Below are 23181 nucleotides of genomic sequence, written 5' to 3'. Positions count from 1 at the left end.
TAGCTTCGGCTGACCATTTTTTGTGGTCTAGGTAAAATCTTGTTAGCGATATGTAGATTGACGAGCAATAAAAAAGCATCCATTTAGGATGCTTTTTTGAAGGTATGGTACAAATCAGAGAACTTATTTCTCTACGATTGCAGTTACACCTTGACCACCAGCAGCACAAATCGAAATTAACACACGACCTGAACCTTTTTGGTTAATCAATTTTGCAGCAGTTGCCAAAATACGACCACCTGTTGCTGCAAATGGATGACCAGCAGCTAAAGAAGAACCTTTAACATTGAGTTTGCTACGGTCAATTGAGCCCAATGGTGCATCTAGACCTAAACGTTCTTTACAGAACTTAGGATCTTCCCATGCTTTTAAGGTCGAAAGAACTTGTGATGCAAAAGCTTCATGAATTTCATAGTAGTCGAAGTCTTGAAGTTTAATACCCGCACGAGCCAACATACGTGGAACAGCATAAGCAGGTGCCATCAATAAACCTTCTTTCTTATTGACAAAATCTACAGCAGCAGTTTCAGTGAATGTTAAGTACGCGAGTACTTCATGACCATTTGCTTTCGCCCATTCTTCAGAGGCTAAAAGTACAACTGAAGCGCCGTCTGTAAGAGGAGTAGAGTTACCTGCAGTCATTGTTGCAGTATCACCTTTACCAAATGCAGGTTTAAGCTTAGCCAATTTTTCAACTGAAGAATCAGGACGTAAGTTATTGTCTTTGTCTAGACCCATAAATGGCGTGATCAAATCATCGAAGAAACCTTCTTCATATGCTTTGGCCATTTTTTGATGTGAAGATGCAGCAAGTTCATCTTGAGCTTCACGAGGAATACCCCATTCTAGAGCAGTAATCGCTTGGTGATCACCCATAGATAAACCTGTACGAGGTTCACCATTTTTTGGCGCATCCATCAAGTCTTTAACATTGATTTTAGCTAAGGCTTTTAAACGGTCTTTACCTGTTTTTGCTATGTTTAATTCAAGCAATGCTTTACGTAAGCCGTCACCAAATGCGATCGGTGCATCAGAGGTAGTATCCACACCACCAGCAATACCCACTTCAATTTGGCCTAATGCAATTTTGTTTGCAACAAGGAAAGCTGCTTGTAAGCCAGTACCACATGCTTGTTGAATATCATAAGCAGGGGTTTCAGGTGCAAGTTGAGTATTTAAAACACATTCACGTGTCATGTTGAAATCACGGCTATGTTTTAGAACTGCACCAGCAACAACTTCACCTAAACGTTGACCTTGAAGGTTAAAACGTTCAATTAAACCGTTTAAAGACGCAGTAAGCATGTCAATGTTTGACGCTCGGAAATAAGGGCCATTTGAACGTGCAAAAGGAATTCGGTTACCGCCAATAATTGCTACGCGACGTACAGTGTTTTGACTCATAATTTTATCCTGCTGACCAGAAGTTTGAGTTTTAGAAGATGAAGCTGTTGTAACTTTTTTTGCCGTCGATGCTGTTGCTTTACTACGTGAAGCAGCTGCTGGCGCACGAGTCGGTTTTTTAGTCGTGTTGGCTGCATTGGCATTTGTAGAATTTGTGTTGCTACTTTTACTCGTACGAGTACGAGCTTTTGATGTATTTGACACAGTTTCTTGTACAGTGCTTTCAGCGTTTGAATTTTCTTGAGTTGTTTTGCTCATAAGGCTTTTCCAAGCATGTTCGCAATATTCTTAGTGCTTACATTAACATAATTGGCTATGACTCGAATTGACTATAATGACATTTGCATATTCTTTCAGGTCAAGTCATCATTTTGGCAACTCAAGTATGATTTAACTGAAACTTATGGGTCATATAGATGATAGCGTTGTTGACGATTCCTCTAAGTCTTGCGCGAAGACCAACGCAAGCCATTTAAGAAAGCGTAACACAGCTAAATATCTGAGATTATACTGAAGTTAAAAGATAGCTTAAGCCCCATACAAAATTAATTTGATGAGAGATAAGAAACATGTCTGACCAATACCAAGCATTTGCTAAATCTCCAATTGGTAAATTTGTCATAAAAAATTTAGGTTTACCATCACCAATCCAGCTAGACCGCTTTGAGTCAGCCACTCCTGTCGTTAAAGGTGCTGTATTATTTGGTGCAGCTCCAAAGAGTCATTTCACTGGTGAAGTTGCGCAGGTTCTTAGTAATATTCATGCCAACACTTATGCAGGGAATAACGCAGAGTTACAACAAGCTGCGGCAAAATCTGGTTTGAATGTTGGCGCTTTTAATGAAGGCGATAAAGAATCAAAATTCAAAGCAGTGATATTTGATGCATCAGGGATTCAAAATTCAGAACAATTACATGAACTACACAAGTTTTTTAATCCTGTTGCCCGTCAAATTGCAACATCAGGCCGTGTAATTATTATTGGTTTAACACCTGAAACTGCACCAACGATTAAGCAGGCGATTGCACAACGTGCATTAGAAGGGTTTGTTAAATCGGTTGGTAAAGAGTTTAAGAAAGGAATTGCTGCTGATCTTATTCTGGTTGATGCAGATGCTGCACAAAACTTGGAATCAAGTTTACGTTTTGCAATTTCTCCACGTTCAGCATACGTATCGGGTCAAGTGATTCGCGTATCTAAAGGTGATGTGATTGATATCGATTGGGCAAAACCGCTTGCAGGCAAAACTGCACTAGTAACAGGTGCAAGCCGTGGTATTGGTGAAGCGATTGCACATGTATTGGCACGTGATGGTGCACATGTAATTTGTTTAGATGTTCCACCACAACAAGCAGACCTTGACCGTGTTGCAAGTGAAATCGGTGGTTCTACACTTGCAATTGATATCACTGCTGCTGATGCTGGTGAAAAAATCAAAGCTGCGGCAGCTCAACAAGGTGGTTTAGATATCATCGTACATAATGCGGGTATTACACGTGACAAAACTTTGGCAAATATGAAGCCAGAGATGTGGGATCTGGTGATTAATATCAACTTATCTGCTGCTGAACGTATTAACGATTATTTATTGTCAAATGATGGTTTAAATGCAAATGGTCGTATCGTTTGCGTATCTTCAATTTCAGGTATTGCTGGTAACTTAGGTCAAACCAACTATGCGGCATCAAAAGCAGGTGTCATTGGTTTGGTGAAATTTACTGCGCCTGTGTTAAAAAATGGTATTACCATTAATGCTGTAGCGCCGGGTTTCATTGAAACTCAAATGACAGCGGCAATTCCATTTGCAATCCGTGAAGCGGGTCGTCGTATGAACTCAATGAGTCAAGGTGGCTTACCTGTTGATGTTGCTGAAACAATTGCTTTATTTGCATCTTCAGCATCTACAGGATTAAATGGTAATGTTGTGCGTGTTTGTGGTCAAAGCTTATTGGGTGCATAATCACGCATAAGTGAAATCCTGTTTCGTTTAGGGGATTACCGCGAAGAGATTATTTGTGTATTTAAATAACGCTTTCGCTGGCTTTCTCTTGAACGAAATCAGGATGTTTAAGCTGTATCATCCGTTAATTTCCAACTGAAATGTTGGATTTTTTAAATGTTGAATAAGAATTAATTTTTCAAAGGTCCAGTATGAATACTCGCCATTTTAGTCAACTTCCTAAGCCATATTTAGCTTATCCAAAAGTGATTCAGGGTTTAATTTTTAAAAAGCCAAAAGGTGAAAAAGTTCTACCGCAAGTTGAATATGTGGTTGATTCATTCAAAATTGATCCAAATCATTTAAAAGCATATAATGAAGTGTGTGGCTTTAAAAATAATGGGTATATTCCCGCGATTTATTTAGCTGTTTTATCGCAAAGTTTACAAATGCATATGATGACCTCTGAAGCATTTCCTTTTGCAATCTTAGGCTTGGTGCATATTCGCAATCAAATTAAGCAAACACGTAAAATTGGGGTCAATGAACAGCTGACTTTATCTTGTCAATTTGGTGAGCTAAAGCCCCATGATAAAGGGGTTCAGTTCGACTTCATCACAACAGCCAAAGTTGGCGGTGACGTGGTCATGCAAGGATTAACCACCTATCTAGCACGTCAAAAAACCGATGGTTCAGTTACAGAAAAACCAAAAGATAAAAAAGAACCAAATTATCAAGTTCAGGCGGTTTGGGAAGTTTCTGAAAATACTGGTCGTCGTTATGCTATGACATCAGGTGACTTTAACTTGATTCATATCCATGCATTAACTGCAAAAGCATTTGGTTTTAAACAAGCGATTGCTCATGGGATGTGGAGCAAGGCGCGCGTTCTCGCTGGGCTTAACTTACCAGAAGCTTATGAAGCCGATGTATTGTTTAAATTGCCGATGTATTTACCTTCAACAGTAGAATTTTTAACTGCACAAGATGGTACAACAACTGACTTTTTGATTCGTAATCAAAAATCACAAAAACCTCATGTTTCTGGTGTGGTTAACGCTTTATAAGATAAAATATAAAGCCTGAGTCGAGATGATTCTGGCTTTTTTAATTAAAAAAGTTATGATTAAAAAAATAGGATAGGGCAATGAGCAGTTTAACGGACATTATTTTTGCGAGTACGAAAAATTATCAGGGCTATGTGGATGAGCGTTTTCAAGATCTCGCTGTTCAATTTAGTCGTTTGCAGGATGGTCGTAGCGAAAATGGTGGTGCTGCTTTAACTGTTTATTTTCAAAATGAAAAAGTTGTCGATATATATACGGGTAAAAAATCAAAAACTGAGCAATGGAATGAGCGAACCTTGTCGGTTTGTTATTCCACAGGGAAAGGTGTACTGGCCACACTCGCACATATTTTAGTGAGTGAAGGTTTCTTAGACTACGATACGCCTATAGTCAATTTTTGGCCTGAATTTGCTCAAAATGGTAAAGAGAATATGACACTGCGTCATATTTTAAGTCATCAAAGTGGCTTATACGATATTCGAAATATTATTGCTGGTGCCGTTGAAATGGCCGATTGGCAGCATATGCTCAAGGTAATGGAGCAGGCCACACCTCGTTTTGCTGTAGGAACTGATATTGCATATCAGGCATTAACATTTGGCTGGTTGGTGGGTGGTGTTTTAGAGAAAGCAACGCATCAATCTTTAACACAGTTAATGCAGAAGTATTTGGTTGAACCCCTACAACTTGATGGTGCCTATTTTGGTGTGCCTGAATCTGAGTTAAATCGTGTGGCGCGTTTAATTCAAAAAGCAGTGCCAGTACAAAAAACAGAAACAAAATCCAGTAAGAGCAAAGCTAAGAAGCATCATAAAACGTCTTTTTCCGATAAATTGGTTGAATTAACCGGACAAAATCCGCAAGATTTTTTAGATGCTATGGTACCGAAAGGGATGCGTGATTTTAGTTTCTTTAGTGACCAAGGGCTTCAAGCGATTATTCCAGCGGCCAATGGTGTATTTAGCGCCAATAGTCTTGCAAAAGTTTATGCCATGATGGCAAATAAAGGGGTTTGGGAAGGAAAAGTTTTAATTCGCCCTGAAATATTTACAGAGTTAAGTCAGATCCAATCGATTAAACGAGATCGCGTGATGCCAATTCCTATGAAATGGCGTTTAGGCTACCATCGTGTGATTAGTATGGGTAAACGTGCTAAGCAAGGCTTTGGACATATTGGATATAATGGCTCTGGGGCGTGGTGTGATCCGCAACGAGGGCTTAGTTTTGCCTATACTCATAATTTTGCCATTGGTTCAATCACAGGCGATTATCGTCTTTGGGGACTGACCCAAGAAACATTACGTTGCGCTGATGGTTTACTTAAGGGAAGTAAAGGCTGGTTCTAAATATTAAGATCAAAGCGATTGAAATTTCATAGAAGGTTAGATGGCTGAGTCTTATAGTGCAAAAGAATTAAAAATAAGGACTTTATACAGCGGCATGTAGATCCATCTATATTTTCTTAGGCAAGTAACTCCATTTTTAAGATGGTTTCGACATGATGTTTAAACGAGTGTTGGTCTAGACCTTTTAAGCCAAGTTGATAGATTCCTTCTAAACCACAAACAAAAGCAATCAGCCGCCAAGCAATGTCTTGGCTACTGCTGGCTGTAGCAATTTTAAATTCTTGTTGGGCGATGCCATGTTCAATCGCTGTAACCAAGGCAACATGCCATTGTTCCATCGTAATATTATAAGCTTTTTTAATTTCAGGATCTTGGTCGATTAAAATCTCAGCTTCATTCCAGAGCCGTAAATAGGGTTGAGTTAGTTCAATATTTTCAAAGCCTAGCAAGAGAGATAAACGTTCAAAACTACTGTTGGTTTTAATTTGACCTTCTACTTCATTGAGTTGATCCATCAATTCGATAAAAACTTCGGCCTTTAAATGCGAACTTGATTCAAAGTGATGATGTACTTGCCCTGTTGAAACTTGTGCTTCTGCGGCAATACGGCGCACAGTTAATCCATTCAATCCATCTTGTAATGCAACACGCTTTGCTGCAGCCAAAATCATATTACGACGTTGTTCTCGGTTTAAATAGTTCATCACTTTTAATACAACAAAATTTACAAAACAAATATTAAACAAAGTTGGACGTTTGTTCAAGTCTGGTTATAATGATGAAACTTGAACAAGTGTCCAACTTTAATTAGGTGTGTTATGTACCGCAATTGGGTGATTTTGGCAATCATCGTTTTAATTTATTTACCGGTTTCAATTGATGCAACGGTTTTGCATGTTGCCATCCCAACATTGAGTGCTGCCTTATCACTATCCAGTAATGAAATGCTCTGGGTGATAGATATCTATTCACTGATCATGGCAGGGTTGATTTTACCCATGGGGGCATTGGGGGATCGTATTGGTTTTAAACGGCTGATGTTGATTGGTGCTGGTATTTTTGGTGTGGCTTCTCTCATGGCTGCTTTTGCGAGTTCAGCCTATATGTTGATTGCTGCCCGAGCATTTCTTGGTGTAGGCGCTGCCATGATTTTACCTGCAACCTTGGCAGGTGTTCGAAATACCTTTTTAGATGAAAAACAACGTAATTATGCTTTAGGTATTTGGGGAACTGTCGGTGGTGGTGGAGCCGCTTTTGGTCCACTGTTGGGTGGTTTTATTCTGGAACATTTTTCATGGGGAACCGTTTTCCTGATTAACGTGCCAATTATTATTTTGGTCTTGGTATTGACGACATGGCTGGTGCCAAAGCAAGCAGTACAAACCAAACAACCTTTAAATCTATTACAAGCGCTCATTTTGGTCACTGCAATCTTAATGCTGATTTATTCGATTAAGACCTCTATCTATGCGTTTAGCCTAGGGATGATTTTGATTTTTGTGCTTGGATTGGGATTGTTAGTGGGATTTATCCGCCATCAATTGAAAACAACCCAACCGATGATCGATTTTAGTCTGTTTAAGAATCCTGTGATCTCAACCAGTATTGTGATGGCAATGGTGGCAATGATTGCATTAGTTGGTTTTGAGCTACTGCTTTCACAAGAATTACAGTTTGTGTATGGATATAGCCCATTAGAAGCAGGTTTGTTTATTTTACCCTTTATGATTGCAATTAGTATTGGTGGACCCTTTACCAGTATTTTAATGAATCACTATGGTTTAAGACCTGTAGCAACTGTTGGGATGCTGATGTGTGCCTTATGTTTCTTTGGTTTGGCCATGACCAATTTTGACATCGATTATATTCAAGCTTGGGTGTGGATGGTGCTGATGGGGATCAGTGTTGAAATCGCATTATTATCTTCCACAGCAGCTATTATGTCTGCTGTATCTCCACAAAAAGCAACGGCTGCTGGTGCAATTGAAGGTATGGCGTATGAGTTAGGTGCAGGTCTTGGGATTGCGATTTTTGGATTATTGTTGTCTATATTTTATGCGCATTCGATTATCTTGCCTGATCATTTACCGCTGAATATCGCAGCTCAAGCAAGTTCTTCTATTGGTGAGGCATTATTGCTGAGCAAACAATTAGAACCTGCATTGATGCAACAGGTAAAACAAGCTGCTTTTGAAGCGTTTATTCATTCACATAGTAAAGTCTTGGGTATTTCGGGTTTGATGTTCTTGGTTTTATCTGTATTTGTTTGGCGTGCTTTACCAGCAAAGAAACAGATTGCTGTGTAGAATATTGCGCATAATTTAAATTATGCGCTTATTTTTTACATTTAGATTTTACAGTGTGAAAAAATGAGTTTGGTGAAGCGATTGAAAAACTTTAGCAGCTTAAATTGTGATTTATTTAACACTGCCACGGCAGTGTTTTTTTAGTAAATTTGCTAGTGTATATTTTTAAATCTATTTAAGAGATAGATAAACTTTATGTTGTAGAGCACAGTGTCAAATTAGAAGAAATTGATCGAATTATCTCTAATAAAAAATAACTCTACAGTTCTTCATTCACTAATCAGCAAAAAAACAGTATCCTTAGACCTGTAACTAGGAGCTTCCATGTATCAGGTACTTGCACGTAAATATCGCCCACGTAACTTTAATGAATTGGTCGGACAGAATCACGTTTCACGTGCCCTGACCAGTGCTTTAGATCGTGGACGTTTACACCATGCCTATTTATTTACTGGAACACGTGGGGTGGGGAAAACCACGATTGCTCGAATTTTAGCAAAATGTTTAAATTGTGAAACAGGGGTAACCTCTACACCTTGTGAAGTTTGTGCAACTTGTAAGGCGGTAAATGAAGGGCGCTTTATTGACCTTATTGAAATCGATGCTGCATCACGGACTAAAGTCGAAGACACACGTGAGTTACTGGACAATGTACCTTATGCACCGACCCAAGGGCGATTTAAGGTATATTTGATCGATGAAGTACATATGCTGTCGACGCATTCATTTAATGCGTTATTGAAAACATTGGAAGAACCGCCTGAACATGTAAAATTTTTATTTGCTACAACAGATCCACAAAAATTACCAATTACGGTGATTTCACGTTGCTTGCAATTTACATTACGCCCATTGGCTGTAGATGAAATTACCCATCACCTTACAGATATTTTAAATAAAGAAGAAATTTCATCAGAGCAAGATGCGATTTGGCAAATTGCTGAATCCGCCCAAGGTTCATTACGTGATGCATTGTCCTTAACTGACCAAGCAATTGCCTATGGTCAAGGTGCAATTCATCATCAAGATGTCAAAGAAATGCTGGGTTTGATTGATAGAACCATCATTTATGATTTGATCTTGGCAATTCATCAAAACCAAAATGCACGTGTCAGCCAATTATTACTACAATTTAGGCAACAGGCTTTAGATGTTTCATTGGTTTTAGATCAGTTTATTTCGACTTTGCATGAGTTGGCAATGTTGCAATATTTGCCTGATTTAAGTCTAAAATACAGTGCTGAAATTAATCAAAAAATTATGCAGTTATCAAAAATTGTCTCTGCACAAGATTTACAGCTTTATTATCAAATTGCCAGTAAAGGTAGAGCGGAGCTACAACTTGCAGTAACACAAGAGCAAGGCTTTGAAATGACAGTATTGCGTTTACTGGCATTTAGACCGATGCAAATCAATGAAATTGTAGTCTCTCAAGCTCAACAACCACAAAACAATCAGAATATCGATCAAGTTGTTATTTCACAGCAACCGTATCAAGCATCTGTTCAAACGGGGCTTGTGCAACAAGCACAGATTCAGCAAGCGCAAATTCAGCAAGAGCCAGCTCATCAACAGCAGGCTCAGCAAGTGCCTGTTGAAAAAAACAGTGAACAACAAAATGCTACTTTGAATGTGAGTTCACAACCAGAAACTGAGGCGCTATTAGCGGAGGTACAGCAAGCGCAGGTTGAGATCAATTCGCAGCGTATAGTGAGTGATTTAGCTCCAGCTTTTGACCAAGTTGAAGATCAGCAAACTCAACAGCAAAGTGTTGAGATTGAACCGAGTAGTGATGACTATTTAGATGACTTTGCTGAGGAAGTACAACAAAGCGCTGTGGTTGAAGCAATGGCTCATAATCGTCAAGGTGTTGAAGCGCAGCCGCCAATTGTTCAAGAGAAAATTGACGTAGAAAATGCAGAACCAAGTTTAACCTTGTTTGGTGCTGAGTTGAGTCAACCGAAAAATACCACGTCTCCGTCTAGTCCAAATCAAGATGTATTCTTTTTAGCACCTGAAAATCAGGATCAAAATGTTGAAATTGATTTGGTTGAGCCTATTCATTCTCAAACAGATATTCCAACTCAAGTTTCTAATATTATCCCTGAAATAGAACATGGCTCTTGTTCTGATGAACAAACGCCGCAACAGATACTTGCCTTAAAATTACAGGTCTTAGAAGGTGAGTGGACGGTTGATAAATGGGAGTATTGGTTTAGAAATAGCTCACTTTCTCCAGCTGTTCAAGAACTTGCACAGCATGGGTTAATGACTGGGGATGTGAATGGTCAATCTATTTTTCAAATTTCACAAAAATATGAAAAATTACTGAACCAAGCACAACATGATCTTGAGGCGAAATTAAAACAGGAATGGCCGAGTACTTTGTTTACGGTGCAATATGGTGAAGTTGAATCGACCACACCTTATATGATGCAAAACGAGCGTAAGCTTCGAGCTTATGATCGTGCCAGTGAAATGCTTCAAAAAGAGCCTTTAGTCAAAAGCTTAATTGAAGCATTGGATGGAAAGTTGGAAAATATTCAGCTTAAAGCTTAGGGGCTGTAGACATTTCATAAATGGTTTGCGTTGTAGACTAAAATTGAGCAGGCAAGGCAGGAAACGAAGAGAATAGCGAGACTATTTTCGAGTTTCATAACACAGGCTGAGATAATTTTAGCCACAACCCTTCGGGACTTGTGTGTTTTTTGCCGCTACGTTGTTACCTTGCGAAACGATGTTTCTCATCATTTAGAATGACTAAATTTCGTATTTCGTGCCTAGTATCGCCTAAAAAACACTCGCAGTCGCAAACGTAGACGAATTGTCAACAGACCCTAATTTTAAAAAAAACATCTAGATTCAATATCATTTTAAACAAGCTCAATTTCACTGGAATTGGGCTTGTTTTTATTCCATTCTATTTTGTCGAGATTTATGGAATATTCACAATCTTTTTCTGTCTGTGCCAAGGTAAATCATTTTAAAATCTCATCAGGTTCTCAATTTATATAAGAATTTTAATTCAAATTATGATGATCAATCTTGCATTTATAGGCATTGTTATGCTGAAAATCACTTGTTTTAAATATTTTTATGGTTATAATTGCGGCAACTTTAATTAGCGGAGACCCTAAGTGGCAAATTGTTCATCGAGGCGCTGTAGTTTATATACAGCCATTATTCGTATCTGAGCAAGAGAGCACTGCCTTTAGGAAAGCTGTCTTGCAATGAGACAGTTATAATCTGATTTTAAACTACATCCCCATTTTGACGTGAAACAGTTCAATTTTGACTTTAATAAGTTCAATTTTGGCTTGTTTTTGTGCGCACTTAGATTAATACCGCCTCAGCAATGAGGATTACGGATGGTAATCAATCAACTTTGTATGATAGAAACAGTACTGATTACGGGCTGTTTTTTATTACTTATTATTCATAAATCAGCATATGCCGATCCTGTATTAATTACAGATGATGCAAGTGTTGCTGATCTATATACTTGCCATTTTGAAAGTAATATAAACTTTTATAAACATCAGGAGGTCAATTCCAGTTTTTCTCCAGTATGTGGCATTGCCAAAAATTTGGAATTAAGTTTTCAACTGGATGATCATGTTCAAAATAAGAATCGTCATGATGTGATATCAGGTCAATTCAAACGTAATTTGAAAGCAGTGGAGTCGAATAGTTGGGGCGCTGCCGCATCCTTAACAATAAGCCGAAATATGTATGGTGATGACCAGTCTAGTTGGAAAGTGAATCTCCCCGTAACTTATTTATTACTGGATGATCGGTTATTTTTAAATGGCAACATCTCCTATGAACATCAGGGCAATACTCAGTATGTTTTAGCTGCAATTTCAAGCAATTATTGGATCAATGCTAAAACTTCGCTCAGTGCAGAAATCTTTAATCAAGATCATCAGTCTGTATTTTTTCAAACCGCATTTGGTTATGAGTTGATTCAAGATTTTGTCAGGGTCCAAGTGGCTTATGCAGATCGATTTGACCACCATCATGATCGCTGGTTTGGGCTGGGAGCTGAGTTTCTCACCAATTTTAAGCTCATAAAAAAATCATCTAATTCAATTCCTGTTCAATAGGAAGAAGTCTTTATTGCCAAAAAAGGAGAACATTATGCTTCATAATCTATGGCAACGTTTATTTTCTAATTTCATCAAAAAATATCATATTCAACACTTATTTGAACGTCATCGTTCATTTAAAGAATTACATCAAGCCAGTTATGCCAGTGAAATTAGTAAAAAGCTTTCACAAAGTTTGATCAATGCTTCCTATGTAGCTTCAGACCAATTGCTCAATCATTTAAATACAACAGAGCAAGGCTTGTCAGCAAAGCAGGTTGAGCAGCGACAAGAACAATTTGGATTAAATGAGCTTGCGCATGAAAAACCACTGCCGTGGTGGAAGCATCTTTGGTATGCCTATCGTAATCCATTTAATATTTTACTTACCATTTTGGCTTTGGTGGCTTTCTTTACCGACGATATAGAAGGCACAATCATTATTACAACCATGGTTGTACTTTCTACGGTACTGCGCTATTGGCAAGAATTTAAGTCAAATAAAGCAGCCGCTGCATTAAAAGCAATGGTAAGTAATACGGCTACTGTGATTCGTCAAGTAGATTGGGATGATCCAGACCTTGAAACCTTGCAATATGACCTAGATCAAGGATCTCAACAGGTTGAACTTGCGATCCAAGATTTGGTCCCTGGTGACATTATTTTATTGTCTGCTGGAGATATGATCCCTGCGGATTGTCGAATAATCTTTGCAAAAGATCTGTTTGTTTCACAAGCGTCGATGACGGGTGAATCAATTCCTGTAGAAAAGTTTGCTGATCAAAAAGATCATACCCTGCAAAATGCATTGGAACTGGAAAATATTGTTTTTATGGGAACCAATATTGTGTCTGGTTCTGCAAAAGCGGTGGTGGTGAATACTGGGACACAAACCTATTTTGGAGCTTTGGCACACCGAGTATCCCATGCAGATCGTGCAACGACTTCATTTCAAATGGGGGTAAATAAAGTCAGTTGGTTACTGATTCGATTTATGTTGATCATGGCGCCAGTTGTATTATTTATCAATGGCTTTACCAAAGGCGATTGGAGTGAAGCATTGCTGTTTGCTTTATCTGTAGCTGTGGGTTTAACACCTGAAATGTTGCCGATGATCGTGACCTCAACATTGGCCAAAGGTGCAGTATTTTTATCTCGTAAAAAAGTTATCGTTAAACGTTTAGATGCGATTCAAAATTTTGGCGCAATGGATGTTTTGTGTACAGATAAAACAGGTACCTTGACTGAGGATAAAATTTGTTTATCACAACATGTCGATGTAAATGGTAAGACATCACAACGTGTACTGGTACAGGCTTACTTAAATAGCTATTACCAAAGAGGGCTGAAAAACTTACTGGATGCTGCAATTTTGGACCATGCCGCACAAGACTTACAGGATCTAAATTTTAAATTTAAGAAGCTTGATGAAGTACCGTTTGATTTTGTGCGTCGACGTATGTCAGTAGTAGTCAGAACCTTACAGGGTAACGCACGTATTATCACTAAAGGTGCGGCAGAGGAAATGCTGAAAGTCTGTTCGCATGTAGAGATAAATGACAAGATTGAGCTATTAACACCAGGCCATCTTGAGGCGATTCAAGAAAAAATACGCCAATTTAATCTTGACGGTTTACGTGTTATTGCCATCGCGTATCGAGATTTTAGTGGTAGATCAGATGACTTTTCTGTCGCAGATGAAAGTAATTTGATTTTAACTGGATATCTAACTTTCTTGGATCCACCTAAAAAGTCTGCCGCACCTGCTTTAGCTCAATTGGCAGCGCATGGCGTCAATGTCAAAGTGCTTACCGGTGATAATGAGTTTGTTACGCAAAAGGTTTGCAAAGAACTTGGTCTGGACTGTGAACATGTTCTTTTAGGTGGGCATGTTGAGAATATGACTGATGAAGAACTAAAATTTGCCGTTGAATATGCACAGGTATTTGCCAAGTTAAGTCCTGTTCACAAAGAACGTATTGTGATGCAGCTGAAAGAGAATGGACATGTGGTTGGATTCCTAGGCGATGGAATCAATGATGCGGCTGCGATACGCAGTGCTGATATTGGAATTTCGGTTGATACTGCAGTGGATATAGCCAAAGAGTCAGCAGATTTAATTTTACTTGAAAAAAGTTTAATGGTGCTTGAAGAAGGCGTGCTAGAGGGACGACGTACATTTGCCAATATGCTGAAATATATCAAAATGACGGCAAGTTCAAATTTTGGTAATGTTTTTTCGGTATTAGTAGCTAGTGCTTTTATTCCGTTTTTACCAATGCTACCGATTCATTTGCTGGTACAGAACTTACTTTATGATGTATCACAAATCGCCATTCCATTTGACAATGTTGATGATGAGTTGATTGAAAAACCGCAAAGCTGGAAACCAAATGAAATTGGACGTTTTATGATTTTCTTTGGGCCACTCAGTTCGATCTTTGACATTTTGACCTTTGCTCTCATGTGGTTTGTATTTCATGCGAATTCACCAGAACAGCAAACCTTGTTTCAGTCAGGTTGGTTTGTCGTCGGATTATTAACACAAACGATTATTGTGCATATGATTCGTACAGAAAAAATACCATTTATTCAAAGTCGTGCAGCAATGCCTTTGATGGTCATGACCTTGGTCATCGTGGCTGCTGGTATTTTCTTACCAATGGGGCCTTTTGCTGAGTACTTAAAATTACAAGCTTTACCATTAACTTATTTCTTATTCTTACCTTTCATCTTGCTTGGCTACATGCTGGTTGTGCAACTGATGAAAAAAATTTACATCCGTCGTTACGGGTGGTAATGGAGAACTCCAATGCAACTCCAATTCATTCAACATCTAGAATTAGCGAATATGCTAGATACCTTGATTAGTTTACTTGGCGCTTTTATTTTAGGGGGATTGATCGGGTTTGAGCGACAGTATAGACAGCGAACAGCAGGTTTAAGAACCAATGTATTAGTCGCACTTGGCGCTGCTATATTTGTTGATATTGCCAATAACTTGACAGGTGCTGATGGTTCAGTACGAGTGATTGCTTACGTGGTTTCTGGCATTGGATTTCTTGGCGCAGGGGTAATCATGCGCCAAGAAGGGAATATTCAAGGACTCAATACTGCTGCGACCTTGTGGTGTTCTGCTGCTGTCGGTGCTGCGGCAGGTTGTGACCGCTTGGTGGAGGCTATATTAGCGACGATATTTATTTTGGCAGCCAATACTTTATTACGCCCTATTGGGCATATTATCGACCGTAAACCTTTAAATGTTGATTCGGAAATGCAACATGAAATTTATGTGGTTTGTCAAAAAGAGCACAGTAAATATGTCATGGATGAGCTAAATAAAGCTTTAAAGCGTTATCATTTTCCTGCTAAAGATTTTGATGTAGAACCCTTTGGTGAGCAAGATGTAGAGATTAGGGCGATTTTGATTGCGAATTCTGTTGAGGAAAAAGAAATTCAGCCGATTATTGAAATGTTAAATCAAATGCCTGAAGTGAGTCAGGCTTTTTGGGATCAAAATACCTTGGCTTAAAATGATGTTTTATTTTTAGGGTGTCGGTTTTAAGCTATTTTGAGCGTCGATTTTTAGCTTTAGCCTTAAAGCATATAGTCTTGCAAAGCATCTCGCATTTTTTGTGGAATCGGGGTGCTTTTCTTTGTCTCACGCTCTACGAATACATGTACAAATTGACCTTGTGCTGAAGCTTGAGTTTTACCTTGTTTGAAAATAGCCAGATCATAGCTCAGTGATGAATTACCAATTTTTGCAATGGCGACCCCAACCTCAATAATTTCTGGATAGGTGAGTTCTTCGAGAAAATGACATGAAGAATTTACCACCAAGCCAATGATGGGTGAGTGATGTATATCAAAATCTGTTTTTTGGATCAGGAGTGCATTCGCTGCGGTATCAAAATAACTATAATAAGTCACATTATTCACATGACCATAAATATCGTTGTCAGCCCAACGTGTTTGGATGGGGAAGATAAAGGGATATTGGATACGTAATTTTATTTCTGGTTTCATTTGGATTATTCATTCAAATAGATAAAAAGTTAACAGTGCTTTTTCGTGATCAATCACTAAGTTAATGCTTTACAAAATTTTATAAACAAGTAACTTTATAGATGAATTTTGCACTTGTTTACAAGTGTTTTAGTTAAACATTCATAATTAAGTGTATGCAATAAAAAAGCTCATTAAGTCTAACCTAATGAGCTTTTGCAATTTAGAGCTGATTCAGTCCAAATCGATTAGAAACGATAACCAAGACCTAAATAAGTCACGATTGGTTTAATTTCAATGCTGCTTTGGCCTGAAATTAAAGTGGTTTGTCCAGCTGGTGTTGTACCATTAACATTTAATTTTGCTTTTGTTGTTAAATGTGCATATGAAACAGAAGCAGTTGCATACCAATTTTTGTTGATATTGAAATCTGCGCCAAGGATTGCAACAGGTGCAAACGCATCATCAACTTTAACTTTACCTAGTTCTGGATTGTATCGACCAAGTAAAGGATTGGCTTTTAATGCATCATTGATTGCTGAATCAGTCTCAACATTTGAGAAATGAGCATACATCAAGCCTGCACCTACATAAGGACGGATCTTGTTGTTGATTGAACCAAAGTGATAACGAGCAGAAAGCGTTGGTGTATAAGCATCTGTTGTTGCAGCTTTATCAAATTTATTTAGATCAACGACAGTAACACCGTGAACTTTAATGCTGCCTTGGCCAGCAAGTTCCATTTCAGGAGGAGCACCTAAAGTTAATTCAAGTGAAACATTGTCATTGACAAAATAGTCAAGCATTAAGCCTGCTGTATCCGCATTTTGTACTTCAAAGCCTGCATCTGGGTTATTGGCTTGTATATTCGCCAATGGACCTAAATAAGGACTATTACCAGTTTTACCATTTACGCCTTGTCCTTTACTTTGAGGCATAACATGTAACCAACCAGCAGAAACACCAAAAGTTTTACCATCTGAAGTTGCTGCGTGAGAAACGTTGCTTAATCCAAATGCTGCTAATGGCAGAATTGCTAATGTAAGTTTTTTCATAGAATCATTTTCCAATACTAGTTGTCTTAATTTTCCGATTAAGATCTGGCGCGATTTTAGAGTAATTATTTTAAAAATTAAATAAAAATTAAATAAAAACTAATTACTAGCTAGTCATAAAATAAACATTTAATGGGTTAATGGTTTGATAATTAATCATTTTTAAATAAAATATTTAAAAAAACTTTAAGTTCGATTGATTAAAAAATATAACAAAACGACGTAATAAGATAGTTTTTTTCATATTTTGAGAATAATCAAGTTTAATTTTAATGCTGTATTTTTACAAGATTATAAATTTTGTTCAAAATTTAGGTCGATTTGATCTGATGCAGGCCACATATTTCAAACACAAATTATAGGTCATATGATAGATATTTTTATACTTTTAAATAAAACACACAGCGAGTATGTCTCAATTGTACTCTATGTTTATTCAAGGTTTTTCATAAATCAAAAAATGATCATGTGGTGCGAGTCATATTGGTATTGAAAGTGCCTTCTCCCACTGGAAGAAGGCTAGGATGAGGGCGCTTTTATGTTGATTTATGGTTTTAAAAAGGACCTATGAAAGAAGTCTATTTAAAAGTGCATTCAATAAATCAATGCATGATCAATGTTGATAAATTTTAATAAATCGCCTGATAAATTTTTAATGCATCTGCGTGGAGTAGAGGCCTTGGATTATTTTGTAAAAGACGTGTTTGTAGCATTGCATCGGATGCCAATCTATCCAGTTGCTGCTCGTGTACATTTAAATCGCGCAATTTCAAAGTCAAACCACTGTGATCCAAGTGTCTCTGCATATGATCAATAAATAAGTCACATAAGCCTTCTGTACTGCCTTTACTATAGGGATCAAGCCATTGCATCAACTCTGCATAAAGTGCTTTTGCATCAGGCGCATTGAATTTTAACACCTCCAATAAAACTAAAGCGTTAGTATGCCCATGTGATAAATGAAAATGACCACCTAAGGGGTATGCTAAAGCGTGTACAGCACCTACAGGAGCGTTGGCAAAAGCCTGCCCTGCAAGCATAGAACCAACCAGCATATTTTGACGAGCTGCTAAATTTGTACCATCCGCCAAGACCAATTTTAAATTTTTATTTAAAAGTTTAAGGGCTTGTTTAGCAAGCATGTCTGCATAAAAATTCTTTTTAATTTTAGAGGTATAGGCTTCAATGGCATGCACCATCGCATCTATACCTGTTGCTGCTGTGATATGTGCAGGTAGGCCTGAGGTAAATGTTGCATCTAGAATTGCCACATCGGCATATAAAATGGGGGAAACGATACCTGTTTTGGTGGTTTCACCTGTAGTGACAATTGAAATGGGCGTGACTTCAGAGCCTGTGCCAGCTGTGGTTGGAATGAGAATTAAAGGAAGGCGAGGGCCTTTGACATTATTGACCCCATAGATTTCCTGAATACTTTGTGATTGCTTTGGATTTGCCAATATCGCGATGAGTTTGGCAACATCCATAGAGCTACCACCACCAAAGCCAATCACCACATCTACTTGATTGTCTTTTGCGAATTGAACTGCCGATAAAACAATCCGCTCTGCTGGATCTGCCTGTACATCGGCATAAATTTCATAGTCTAAATTGCATTGCGCTAAAATTTTTAATAGCGGCAAATGTAGTGCGTGTTGAATCATGCCTGCATCTGTCACGATTAATGCTTTGTGGTATTGATTGCCTAATACTGTGCTGAGTTCTTGGATTGATCCTAAACCTGAAATAATATTGGCTACAGTTTGGAATTGAAAATGACTCATATGTATTATCCTTAATCTATCATCACAAATTAAACATTATTGTTTTAAGGTTCTATAGGATTCGCCTGCTAAATAACTTAACATAAGACTTTATAAAAGAAATGATCATTTGAGGTTGTTATGTCATCCAAAATGCCATACAAAGTTTTATGTGTGTGCTTAGGAAATATTTGTCGCTCACCCACAGCAGAGGTGGTTTTACGACACTATTGTGATGAAAAACGATTAAATGTAGTTGTGGATTCCGCTGGAACGAGCAATTATCATCCGAATAAATCTCCCGATAGTCGCAGTCAAAAACATGCAATAAAAAGAGGTTATGATCTTTCTGGATTACGTGCTAGACAATTAAAAATACAAGACTTTTTAGAGTTTGATTTGATGCTTGCCATGGATCATCAGAATTTTGCGGATATACAGCATGTGTATAACCAAGCCTGCAGCCAATTTGGTCTTGCTCAAATCAAAGCTAAAATTGCTTTAATGAGTGAGCACGATCGCGTTTATCCACAACAGGCGCTTCCAGATCCTTATTATGGTGAAGCTGATGGATTTGAACGTGTACTTGATCAGTGTGAATCAAGCAGTTTGGCTTGGGTACATGTGTTTCAACAACAGTTTTAATGCAAGTGATTGAAATATTTTTAGGAAATAAATTTAAGTTATGAATATTGAATCACAGGTTCAGCTCAAACCCTTTAATACATTGAGTTTGAACTCGATTGCATCACATTATGTCAAAATACAATCTATCGTAGATCTTCAACAAGCGTTGCAATTTTCTAAAGCACACGATTTAAATATTCTACTGCTTTCAGGGGGTAGCAATATGATGCTGCCTGAGTATATTCATGCGCTTGTAGTTGCTATAGATATACAAGGTATTGAATTTTTAAGTGAAGATGCCGAAAGTAAAACAATCAAAGTGGGTGCAGGGCAAGTTTGGCATGACTTTGTATTATGGACGACAACGCAACAACTTTATGGTTTACAGAACTTGGCTTTGATTCCGGGTTTAGTTGGTGCATCGCCTGTGCAAAATATTGGCGCGTATGGTGTTGAAGTCGGTGAATTTATTCAATCTGTAGAAGTCTACGATCGTCAATCAGCACAGACACTTTCAATTCAAGCACAAGATTGCCATTTTTCTTATCGACACAGTATTTTTAAAGATGATCCAGATCGTTATGTGATTACCCATGTGATTTTTAAATTACTTAAACATGCTGATTTAAAAGTGAATTATGGGGATTTAAAAGATGCAATGATGGATGATATGAGTGCTGAAAACTTACAAAAGCAAGTGATTCATATTCGTCAAAGTAAACTCCCAGACCCAAAAGAATATCCAAACGTGGGAAGTTTCTTTAAAAATCCGATTATTAAGCAACAAGAGTTTTCACAATTAATTGCAAAATTCCCTAATATTCCACATTATCCTCAAGCAGGGAATCACGTTAAAATTGCAGCGGGTTGGTTGATTGATCAATCAGGTTGGAAAGGTAAACAGCTTAATCAGGTGGGAATGTTTCATAAACAAGCTTTGGTGTTGGTGAATTATGCCGATGCAACATTGACAGATGTACGCGCAACGTATCAGGCAGTACAAAAAGATGTTTTTGAGAAGTTTGGTGTGCACTTAGAACCTGAACCTGTGCTTTATAATGAACTAGGGTTAATCGAAAACCATTAAATTGAGTAAATATATGGTCAAACCGCATTGGATGGTCAGATTTCTACGAATAATTGCCATATTATTTGTATTATTCGGCTGTTTGGTCGTTTTTTGGTACACGCCATTTTATTCGACAATGATGGTTAAAATCCTGAATAGCATTGTTCCAGTTGAAGTCAATCAGGTGGCAGCAAAGAGCCAGCAAAACGCTGCTCTTTCGGAGGCTGAAAACTTAGAACCTGGTTCTGATTTATGGATTGCTCGACAAGCCTATCTTAAGCTGATGGATGAAGCCATTAAGAGTAAAAATGCTCAGGATTTAATGCTACTCCAGTTACGATATAAAGCCTTGCAAGAAAAAATTGCTGAAGATCAAAAAAATGATGATGAAGAACAAAACAAACCAGTAATTCCATTGGTGTCTGAACATGCTGCATCAGAGGTTGTTGAGAATCAATCGAACGATGTTGTTAAAAACTTATTGGATTTAAATAGTGAAGACAATAAGGCTTTAATGGATGAATATTTAACATTCTTAAAAAAACATAAAATTGATGAAAAATTACTTCAAGAAAATTCACACACATTGGCAAATGAATTGTCCAGTTCACAAGTACAAGAAGATCTTGAAAGTTTGCCTACCAAAACCAGTGAACAACCGAAGCCAATCAGTCAACCTTATGCAATTGTAGTCTTGGGCGGTGGTTTAACTTTAGATAAAAATCAAAAAGACATTATTGTGAATGACTATACCAAACTAAGACTTGAAACAACCTTAGCCTTAGAAGAGAAGGTTAAACTTCCTATTGTGCTGAGTGGTGTAGAAGCACCCTATATGCAAAAATGGTTATCTGAGCGCGGTGTTCAAGCAAAACTATTAGAAAATAGAAGCATGAACACCTGTGAAAATACACGCTTTAGCTCATTACTTTTACAGAAGAAAGGTGGTGCACCTACAGTCTTATTAATTACCGATCGTTACCATATGCCAAGAACACGTCGTTTATTTGCATTAAATGGTATCGAAACAATTCCTGTTAATGCACCAATGCCAACTCAATTAACAGCATGGCAGCCGAGCAAACAAAATTATGATCATAGTCGTAGAGCCAATTATGAAACTTTAGCAACAATCAGAGATATGTTGTTTGGTTCGAGTGGCTGTAGAGAGGTGCCTTAATGGCAGATATTCCATTTTTAAATCCAACAATTCTAAAGCAACTTGACTTACCTATTCCAAGTCGAGATACAACACCACAACTATTAGAAGCTTTAAACTTAAATCGTGAATATATTCCAAATAAAGAAATAAAATCTTACCAACGTCTTTATGGTTTTGATCAACTGGACTGTGTGCAATGGCAAGGTTTTATTGATATGCCGTTGTTTAAACTCCATGTGCAAGTATTTAAACCCAATATAGATAAAATAAAAGGCACTGTGTGTTTGTTGCATGGCTATTTAGAACATAGTGGTATTTACCAACCGATTGTGAAAGAAATCCTTGAACAAGGATTTAGTGTGATTACTTATGATTTGCCAGGGCATGGGCTGAGTAATGGTTCTCCTGCAAATATTCAAAACTTTGACCATTACCAACAAGTGTTACATGCGGTCTATCAATATGTAAAAAATGCAGAGCAGCTTCCTAAGCCCTGGTTGGGAGTGGGACAAAGTACAGGTGGTGCAATTTGGATGCATCATTTACTTGAATATGCACAAAAACGTGAAAATCCAATTGTGGATCGGGTGTTACTGCTTTCACCATTGGTACGACCTGCAAAAACAGCGTGGTGGCATAATTCTATCGGTTTAGGAATTATTCGCAGAATTAAAAGAGAAGTTCCACGTCACTTTAAAAGAAATAATCACAATCCTGAGTTTTTAAGATTTGTACGCCTTAAAGACCCGTTACAACCTCGAATGATGGGAATGGATTGGATTTTGGCAATGTCTAAGTGGATGCTGGAAATGGAAGCCTATCCAAAGTGCCGCATTCCGGTTTGGTTGGCACAAGGTGCACAAGACCAAACTGTAGACTGGAAATATAATATTGATTTTGTACGTCGACAATTTAGATTACAGACCTTATTGATTCTTGAAGAAGGCTCGCATCAATTGATTAATGAGCGGGCAGATATACGTGCAGCATTAACAGGATTAATTCCTGCGTTTCTACATGCACAATCTTCTGGTGATTATTTTGAATAATTGATATAGGTTGCTTTTAAGCTGAATTTCTCAAAAATGCCTAAAAAATAGGTGAATTATGCGGTTTTTTAAACATTTAGATTAAAAAATAATCACACGATGCATTTTGTTGAAAATAGGGCTTGCGCTGGTTTAAAATCTGTATAGAATACGCAGCATCCCGACGCGATACAGCAAACGAACTTAGCTTAGAGGGTTAAGTTGTTAAATGTTTATTGCGTCTTATTTATCACTGACGAAGTGATAAATTAATCATTAAGAGAATATGAAGAACAACTTGTGTGGATTTTTACTGAT

At 37.8% G+C, this 23181-nt stretch carries 17 protein-coding genes; 12 read left to right on the top strand and 5 right to left on the bottom strand.

What is annotated here, in order from left to right; genetic code table 11:
* Positions 1–123: 123 nt before the first annotated feature.
* The gene (locus M2R48_RS12765; protein WP_004719531.1) at positions 124–1662 is read right to left on the bottom strand and encodes an acetyl-CoA C-acetyltransferase; all 1539 of its coding nucleotides are present in this window, start codon (positions 1660–1662) and stop codon (positions 124–126) included.
* Between the two features lie 311 nt (positions 1663–1973).
* Here M2R48_RS12765 and M2R48_RS12760 point away from each other — a divergent pair, with 311 nt between their 5' ends.
* The 3 genes from M2R48_RS12760 (at position 1974) to M2R48_RS12750 (ending at position 5757) form a co-directional block, all read left to right on the top strand.
* Complete coding sequence (locus tag M2R48_RS12760; RefSeq protein ID WP_004822281.1) at positions 1974–3365, top strand: 3-oxoacyl-ACP reductase; 1392 nt, start codon at positions 1974–1976, stop codon at positions 3363–3365.
* Between the two features lie 191 nt (positions 3366–3556).
* On the top strand, positions 3557–4411 hold the full coding sequence (locus tag M2R48_RS12755) for a MaoC family dehydratase (protein ID WP_004719535.1): 855 nt from the start codon (positions 3557–3559) through the stop codon (positions 4409–4411).
* A gap of 80 nt (positions 4412–4491) precedes the next feature.
* On the top strand, positions 4492–5757 hold the full coding sequence (locus M2R48_RS12750; RefSeq protein WP_262086359.1) for a serine hydrolase domain-containing protein: 1266 nt from the start codon (positions 4492–4494) through the stop codon (positions 5755–5757).
* A 116-nt stretch (positions 5758–5873) separates the two neighbouring features.
* Here M2R48_RS12750 and M2R48_RS12745 read toward each other — a convergent pair whose 3' ends face one another.
* Positions 5874–6461 carry a TetR family transcriptional regulator gene (locus M2R48_RS12745; protein ID WP_262086358.1) on the bottom strand — a complete coding sequence of 196 codons (588 nt, stop codon included), beginning with the start codon at positions 6459–6461 and terminating at the stop codon, positions 5874–5876.
* A gap of 114 nt (positions 6462–6575) precedes the next feature.
* Between M2R48_RS12745 and M2R48_RS12740 the strand changes: the two genes are divergently transcribed.
* The 5 genes from M2R48_RS12740 (at position 6576) to M2R48_RS12720 (ending at position 15683) form a co-directional block, all read left to right on the top strand.
* Positions 6576–8063 (top strand): SmvA family efflux MFS transporter, encoded by a 1488-nt coding sequence (locus tag M2R48_RS12740; RefSeq protein ID WP_262086357.1) that lies wholly within the window; start codon positions 6576–6578, stop codon positions 8061–8063.
* A 324-nt stretch (positions 8064–8387) separates the two neighbouring features.
* Positions 8388–10622, top strand: a complete 2235-nt coding sequence (dnaX, locus tag M2R48_RS12735) for a DNA polymerase III subunit gamma/tau (protein ID WP_262086356.1) — start codon at positions 8388–8390, stop codon at positions 10620–10622.
* 809 nt (positions 10623–11431) lie between these two features.
* Positions 11432–12169: a hypothetical protein gene (locus tag M2R48_RS12730; RefSeq protein ID WP_262086355.1), complete on the top strand. Its 738-nt coding sequence runs from the start codon at positions 11432–11434 to the stop codon at positions 12167–12169.
* Between the two features lie 34 nt (positions 12170–12203).
* On the top strand, positions 12204–14951 hold the full coding sequence (gene mgtA, locus M2R48_RS12725) for a magnesium-translocating P-type ATPase (protein WP_262086354.1): 2748 nt from the start codon (positions 12204–12206) through the stop codon (positions 14949–14951).
* Positions 14952–14963: 12 nt separating this feature from the next.
* Positions 14964–15683 carry an MgtC/SapB family protein gene (locus M2R48_RS12720; protein ID WP_056512824.1) on the top strand — a complete coding sequence of 240 codons (720 nt, stop codon included), beginning with the start codon at positions 14964–14966 and terminating at the stop codon, positions 15681–15683.
* Between the two features lie 65 nt (positions 15684–15748).
* On the opposite strand, the gene M2R48_RS12715 is transcribed toward M2R48_RS12720, so the two are convergent.
* The 3 genes from M2R48_RS12715 to M2R48_RS12705 form a co-directional block, all read right to left on the bottom strand.
* Positions 15749–16180 carry an acyl-CoA thioesterase gene (locus M2R48_RS12715; protein ID WP_262086353.1) on the bottom strand — a complete coding sequence of 144 codons (432 nt, stop codon included), beginning with the start codon at positions 16178–16180 and terminating at the stop codon, positions 15749–15751.
* Positions 16181–16407: 227 nt separating this feature from the next.
* Entirely contained in the window at positions 16408–17214 is an 807-nt protein-coding gene (locus M2R48_RS12710; RefSeq protein ID WP_262086352.1) for an OmpW/AlkL family protein, read from the bottom strand.
* Positions 17215–17843: 629 nt separating this feature from the next.
* The gene (locus M2R48_RS12705) at positions 17844–18998 is read right to left on the bottom strand and encodes an iron-containing alcohol dehydrogenase (protein ID WP_262086351.1); all 1155 of its coding nucleotides are present in this window, start codon (positions 18996–18998) and stop codon (positions 17844–17846) included.
* Between the two features lie 120 nt (positions 18999–19118).
* Between M2R48_RS12705 and M2R48_RS12700 the strand changes: the two genes are divergently transcribed.
* Genes M2R48_RS12700 through M2R48_RS12685 form a run of 4 tightly spaced genes read left to right on the top strand, consistent with a single transcriptional unit; the run spans position 19119 to position 22884 of the window.
* Positions 19119–19622: a low molecular weight protein-tyrosine-phosphatase gene (locus M2R48_RS12700; protein WP_262086350.1), complete on the top strand. Its 504-nt coding sequence runs from the start codon at positions 19119–19121 to the stop codon at positions 19620–19622.
* Positions 19623–19662: 40 nt separating this feature from the next.
* A complete protein-coding gene (gene murB, locus M2R48_RS12695) occupies positions 19663–20691 on the top strand; it encodes a UDP-N-acetylmuramate dehydrogenase (RefSeq protein ID WP_262086349.1) in 1029 nt (342 codons plus the stop codon).
* 13 nt (positions 20692–20704) lie between these two features.
* The gene (locus M2R48_RS12690) at positions 20705–21853 is read left to right on the top strand and encodes a YdcF family protein (RefSeq protein ID WP_056512837.1); all 1149 of its coding nucleotides are present in this window, start codon (positions 20705–20707) and stop codon (positions 21851–21853) included.
* Positions 21853–22884: an alpha/beta hydrolase gene (locus M2R48_RS12685; protein ID WP_004719563.1), complete on the top strand. Its 1032-nt coding sequence runs from the start codon at positions 21853–21855 to the stop codon at positions 22882–22884. The genes M2R48_RS12690 and M2R48_RS12685 overlap by 1 nt, the downstream gene beginning before the upstream one ends.
* The last annotated feature ends 297 nt before the right edge of the window (positions 22885–23181 follow it).

Origin of the sequence: Acinetobacter sp. I-MWF, from assembly GCF_025433935.1 — a bacterium.
GTDB lineage: Bacteria > Pseudomonadota > Gammaproteobacteria > Pseudomonadales > Moraxellaceae > Acinetobacter > Acinetobacter guillouiae.
This window is presented reverse-complemented; position numbering and strand designations above follow the sequence as displayed.

Excerpts from the sequence above, each read along its gene's own strand:
- M2R48_RS12765 (WP_004719531.1), bottom strand. The coding sequence starts at position 1,662 with ATGAGCAAAACAACTCAAGAAAATTCAAACGCTGAAAGCACTGTACAA.
- M2R48_RS12760 (WP_004822281.1), top strand. The coding sequence starts at position 1,974 with ATGTCTGACCAATACCAAGCATTTGCTAAATCTCCAATTGGTAAATTT.
- M2R48_RS12755 (WP_004719535.1), top strand. The coding sequence starts at position 3,557 with ATGAATACTCGCCATTTTAGTCAACTTCCTAAGCCATATTTAGCTTAT.
- M2R48_RS12750 (WP_262086359.1), top strand. The coding sequence starts at position 4,492 with ATGAGCAGTTTAACGGACATTATTTTTGCGAGTACGAAAAATTATCAG.
- M2R48_RS12745 (WP_262086358.1), bottom strand. The coding sequence starts at position 6,461 with ATGAACTATTTAAACCGAGAACAACGTCGTAATATGATTTTGGCTGCA.
- M2R48_RS12740 (WP_262086357.1), top strand. The coding sequence starts at position 6,576 with ATGTACCGCAATTGGGTGATTTTGGCAATCATCGTTTTAATTTATTTA.
- dnaX (WP_262086356.1), top strand. The coding sequence starts at position 8,388 with ATGTATCAGGTACTTGCACGTAAATATCGCCCACGTAACTTTAATGAA.
- M2R48_RS12730 (WP_262086355.1), top strand. The coding sequence starts at position 11,432 with ATGGTAATCAATCAACTTTGTATGATAGAAACAGTACTGATTACGGGC.
- mgtA (WP_262086354.1), top strand. The coding sequence starts at position 12,204 with ATGCTTCATAATCTATGGCAACGTTTATTTTCTAATTTCATCAAAAAA.
- M2R48_RS12720 (WP_056512824.1), top strand. The coding sequence starts at position 14,964 with ATGCAACTCCAATTCATTCAACATCTAGAATTAGCGAATATGCTAGAT.
- M2R48_RS12715 (WP_262086353.1), bottom strand. The coding sequence starts at position 16,180 with ATGAAACCAGAAATAAAATTACGTATCCAATATCCCTTTATCTTCCCC.
- M2R48_RS12710 (WP_262086352.1), bottom strand. The coding sequence starts at position 17,214 with ATGAAAAAACTTACATTAGCAATTCTGCCATTAGCAGCATTTGGATTA.
- M2R48_RS12705 (WP_262086351.1), bottom strand. The coding sequence starts at position 18,998 with ATGAGTCATTTTCAATTCCAAACTGTAGCCAATATTATTTCAGGTTTA.
- M2R48_RS12700 (WP_262086350.1), top strand. The coding sequence starts at position 19,119 with ATGTCATCCAAAATGCCATACAAAGTTTTATGTGTGTGCTTAGGAAAT.
- murB (WP_262086349.1), top strand. The coding sequence starts at position 19,663 with ATGAATATTGAATCACAGGTTCAGCTCAAACCCTTTAATACATTGAGT.
- M2R48_RS12690 (WP_056512837.1), top strand. The coding sequence starts at position 20,705 with ATGGTCAAACCGCATTGGATGGTCAGATTTCTACGAATAATTGCCATA.
- M2R48_RS12685 (WP_004719563.1), top strand. The coding sequence starts at position 21,853 with ATGGCAGATATTCCATTTTTAAATCCAACAATTCTAAAGCAACTTGAC.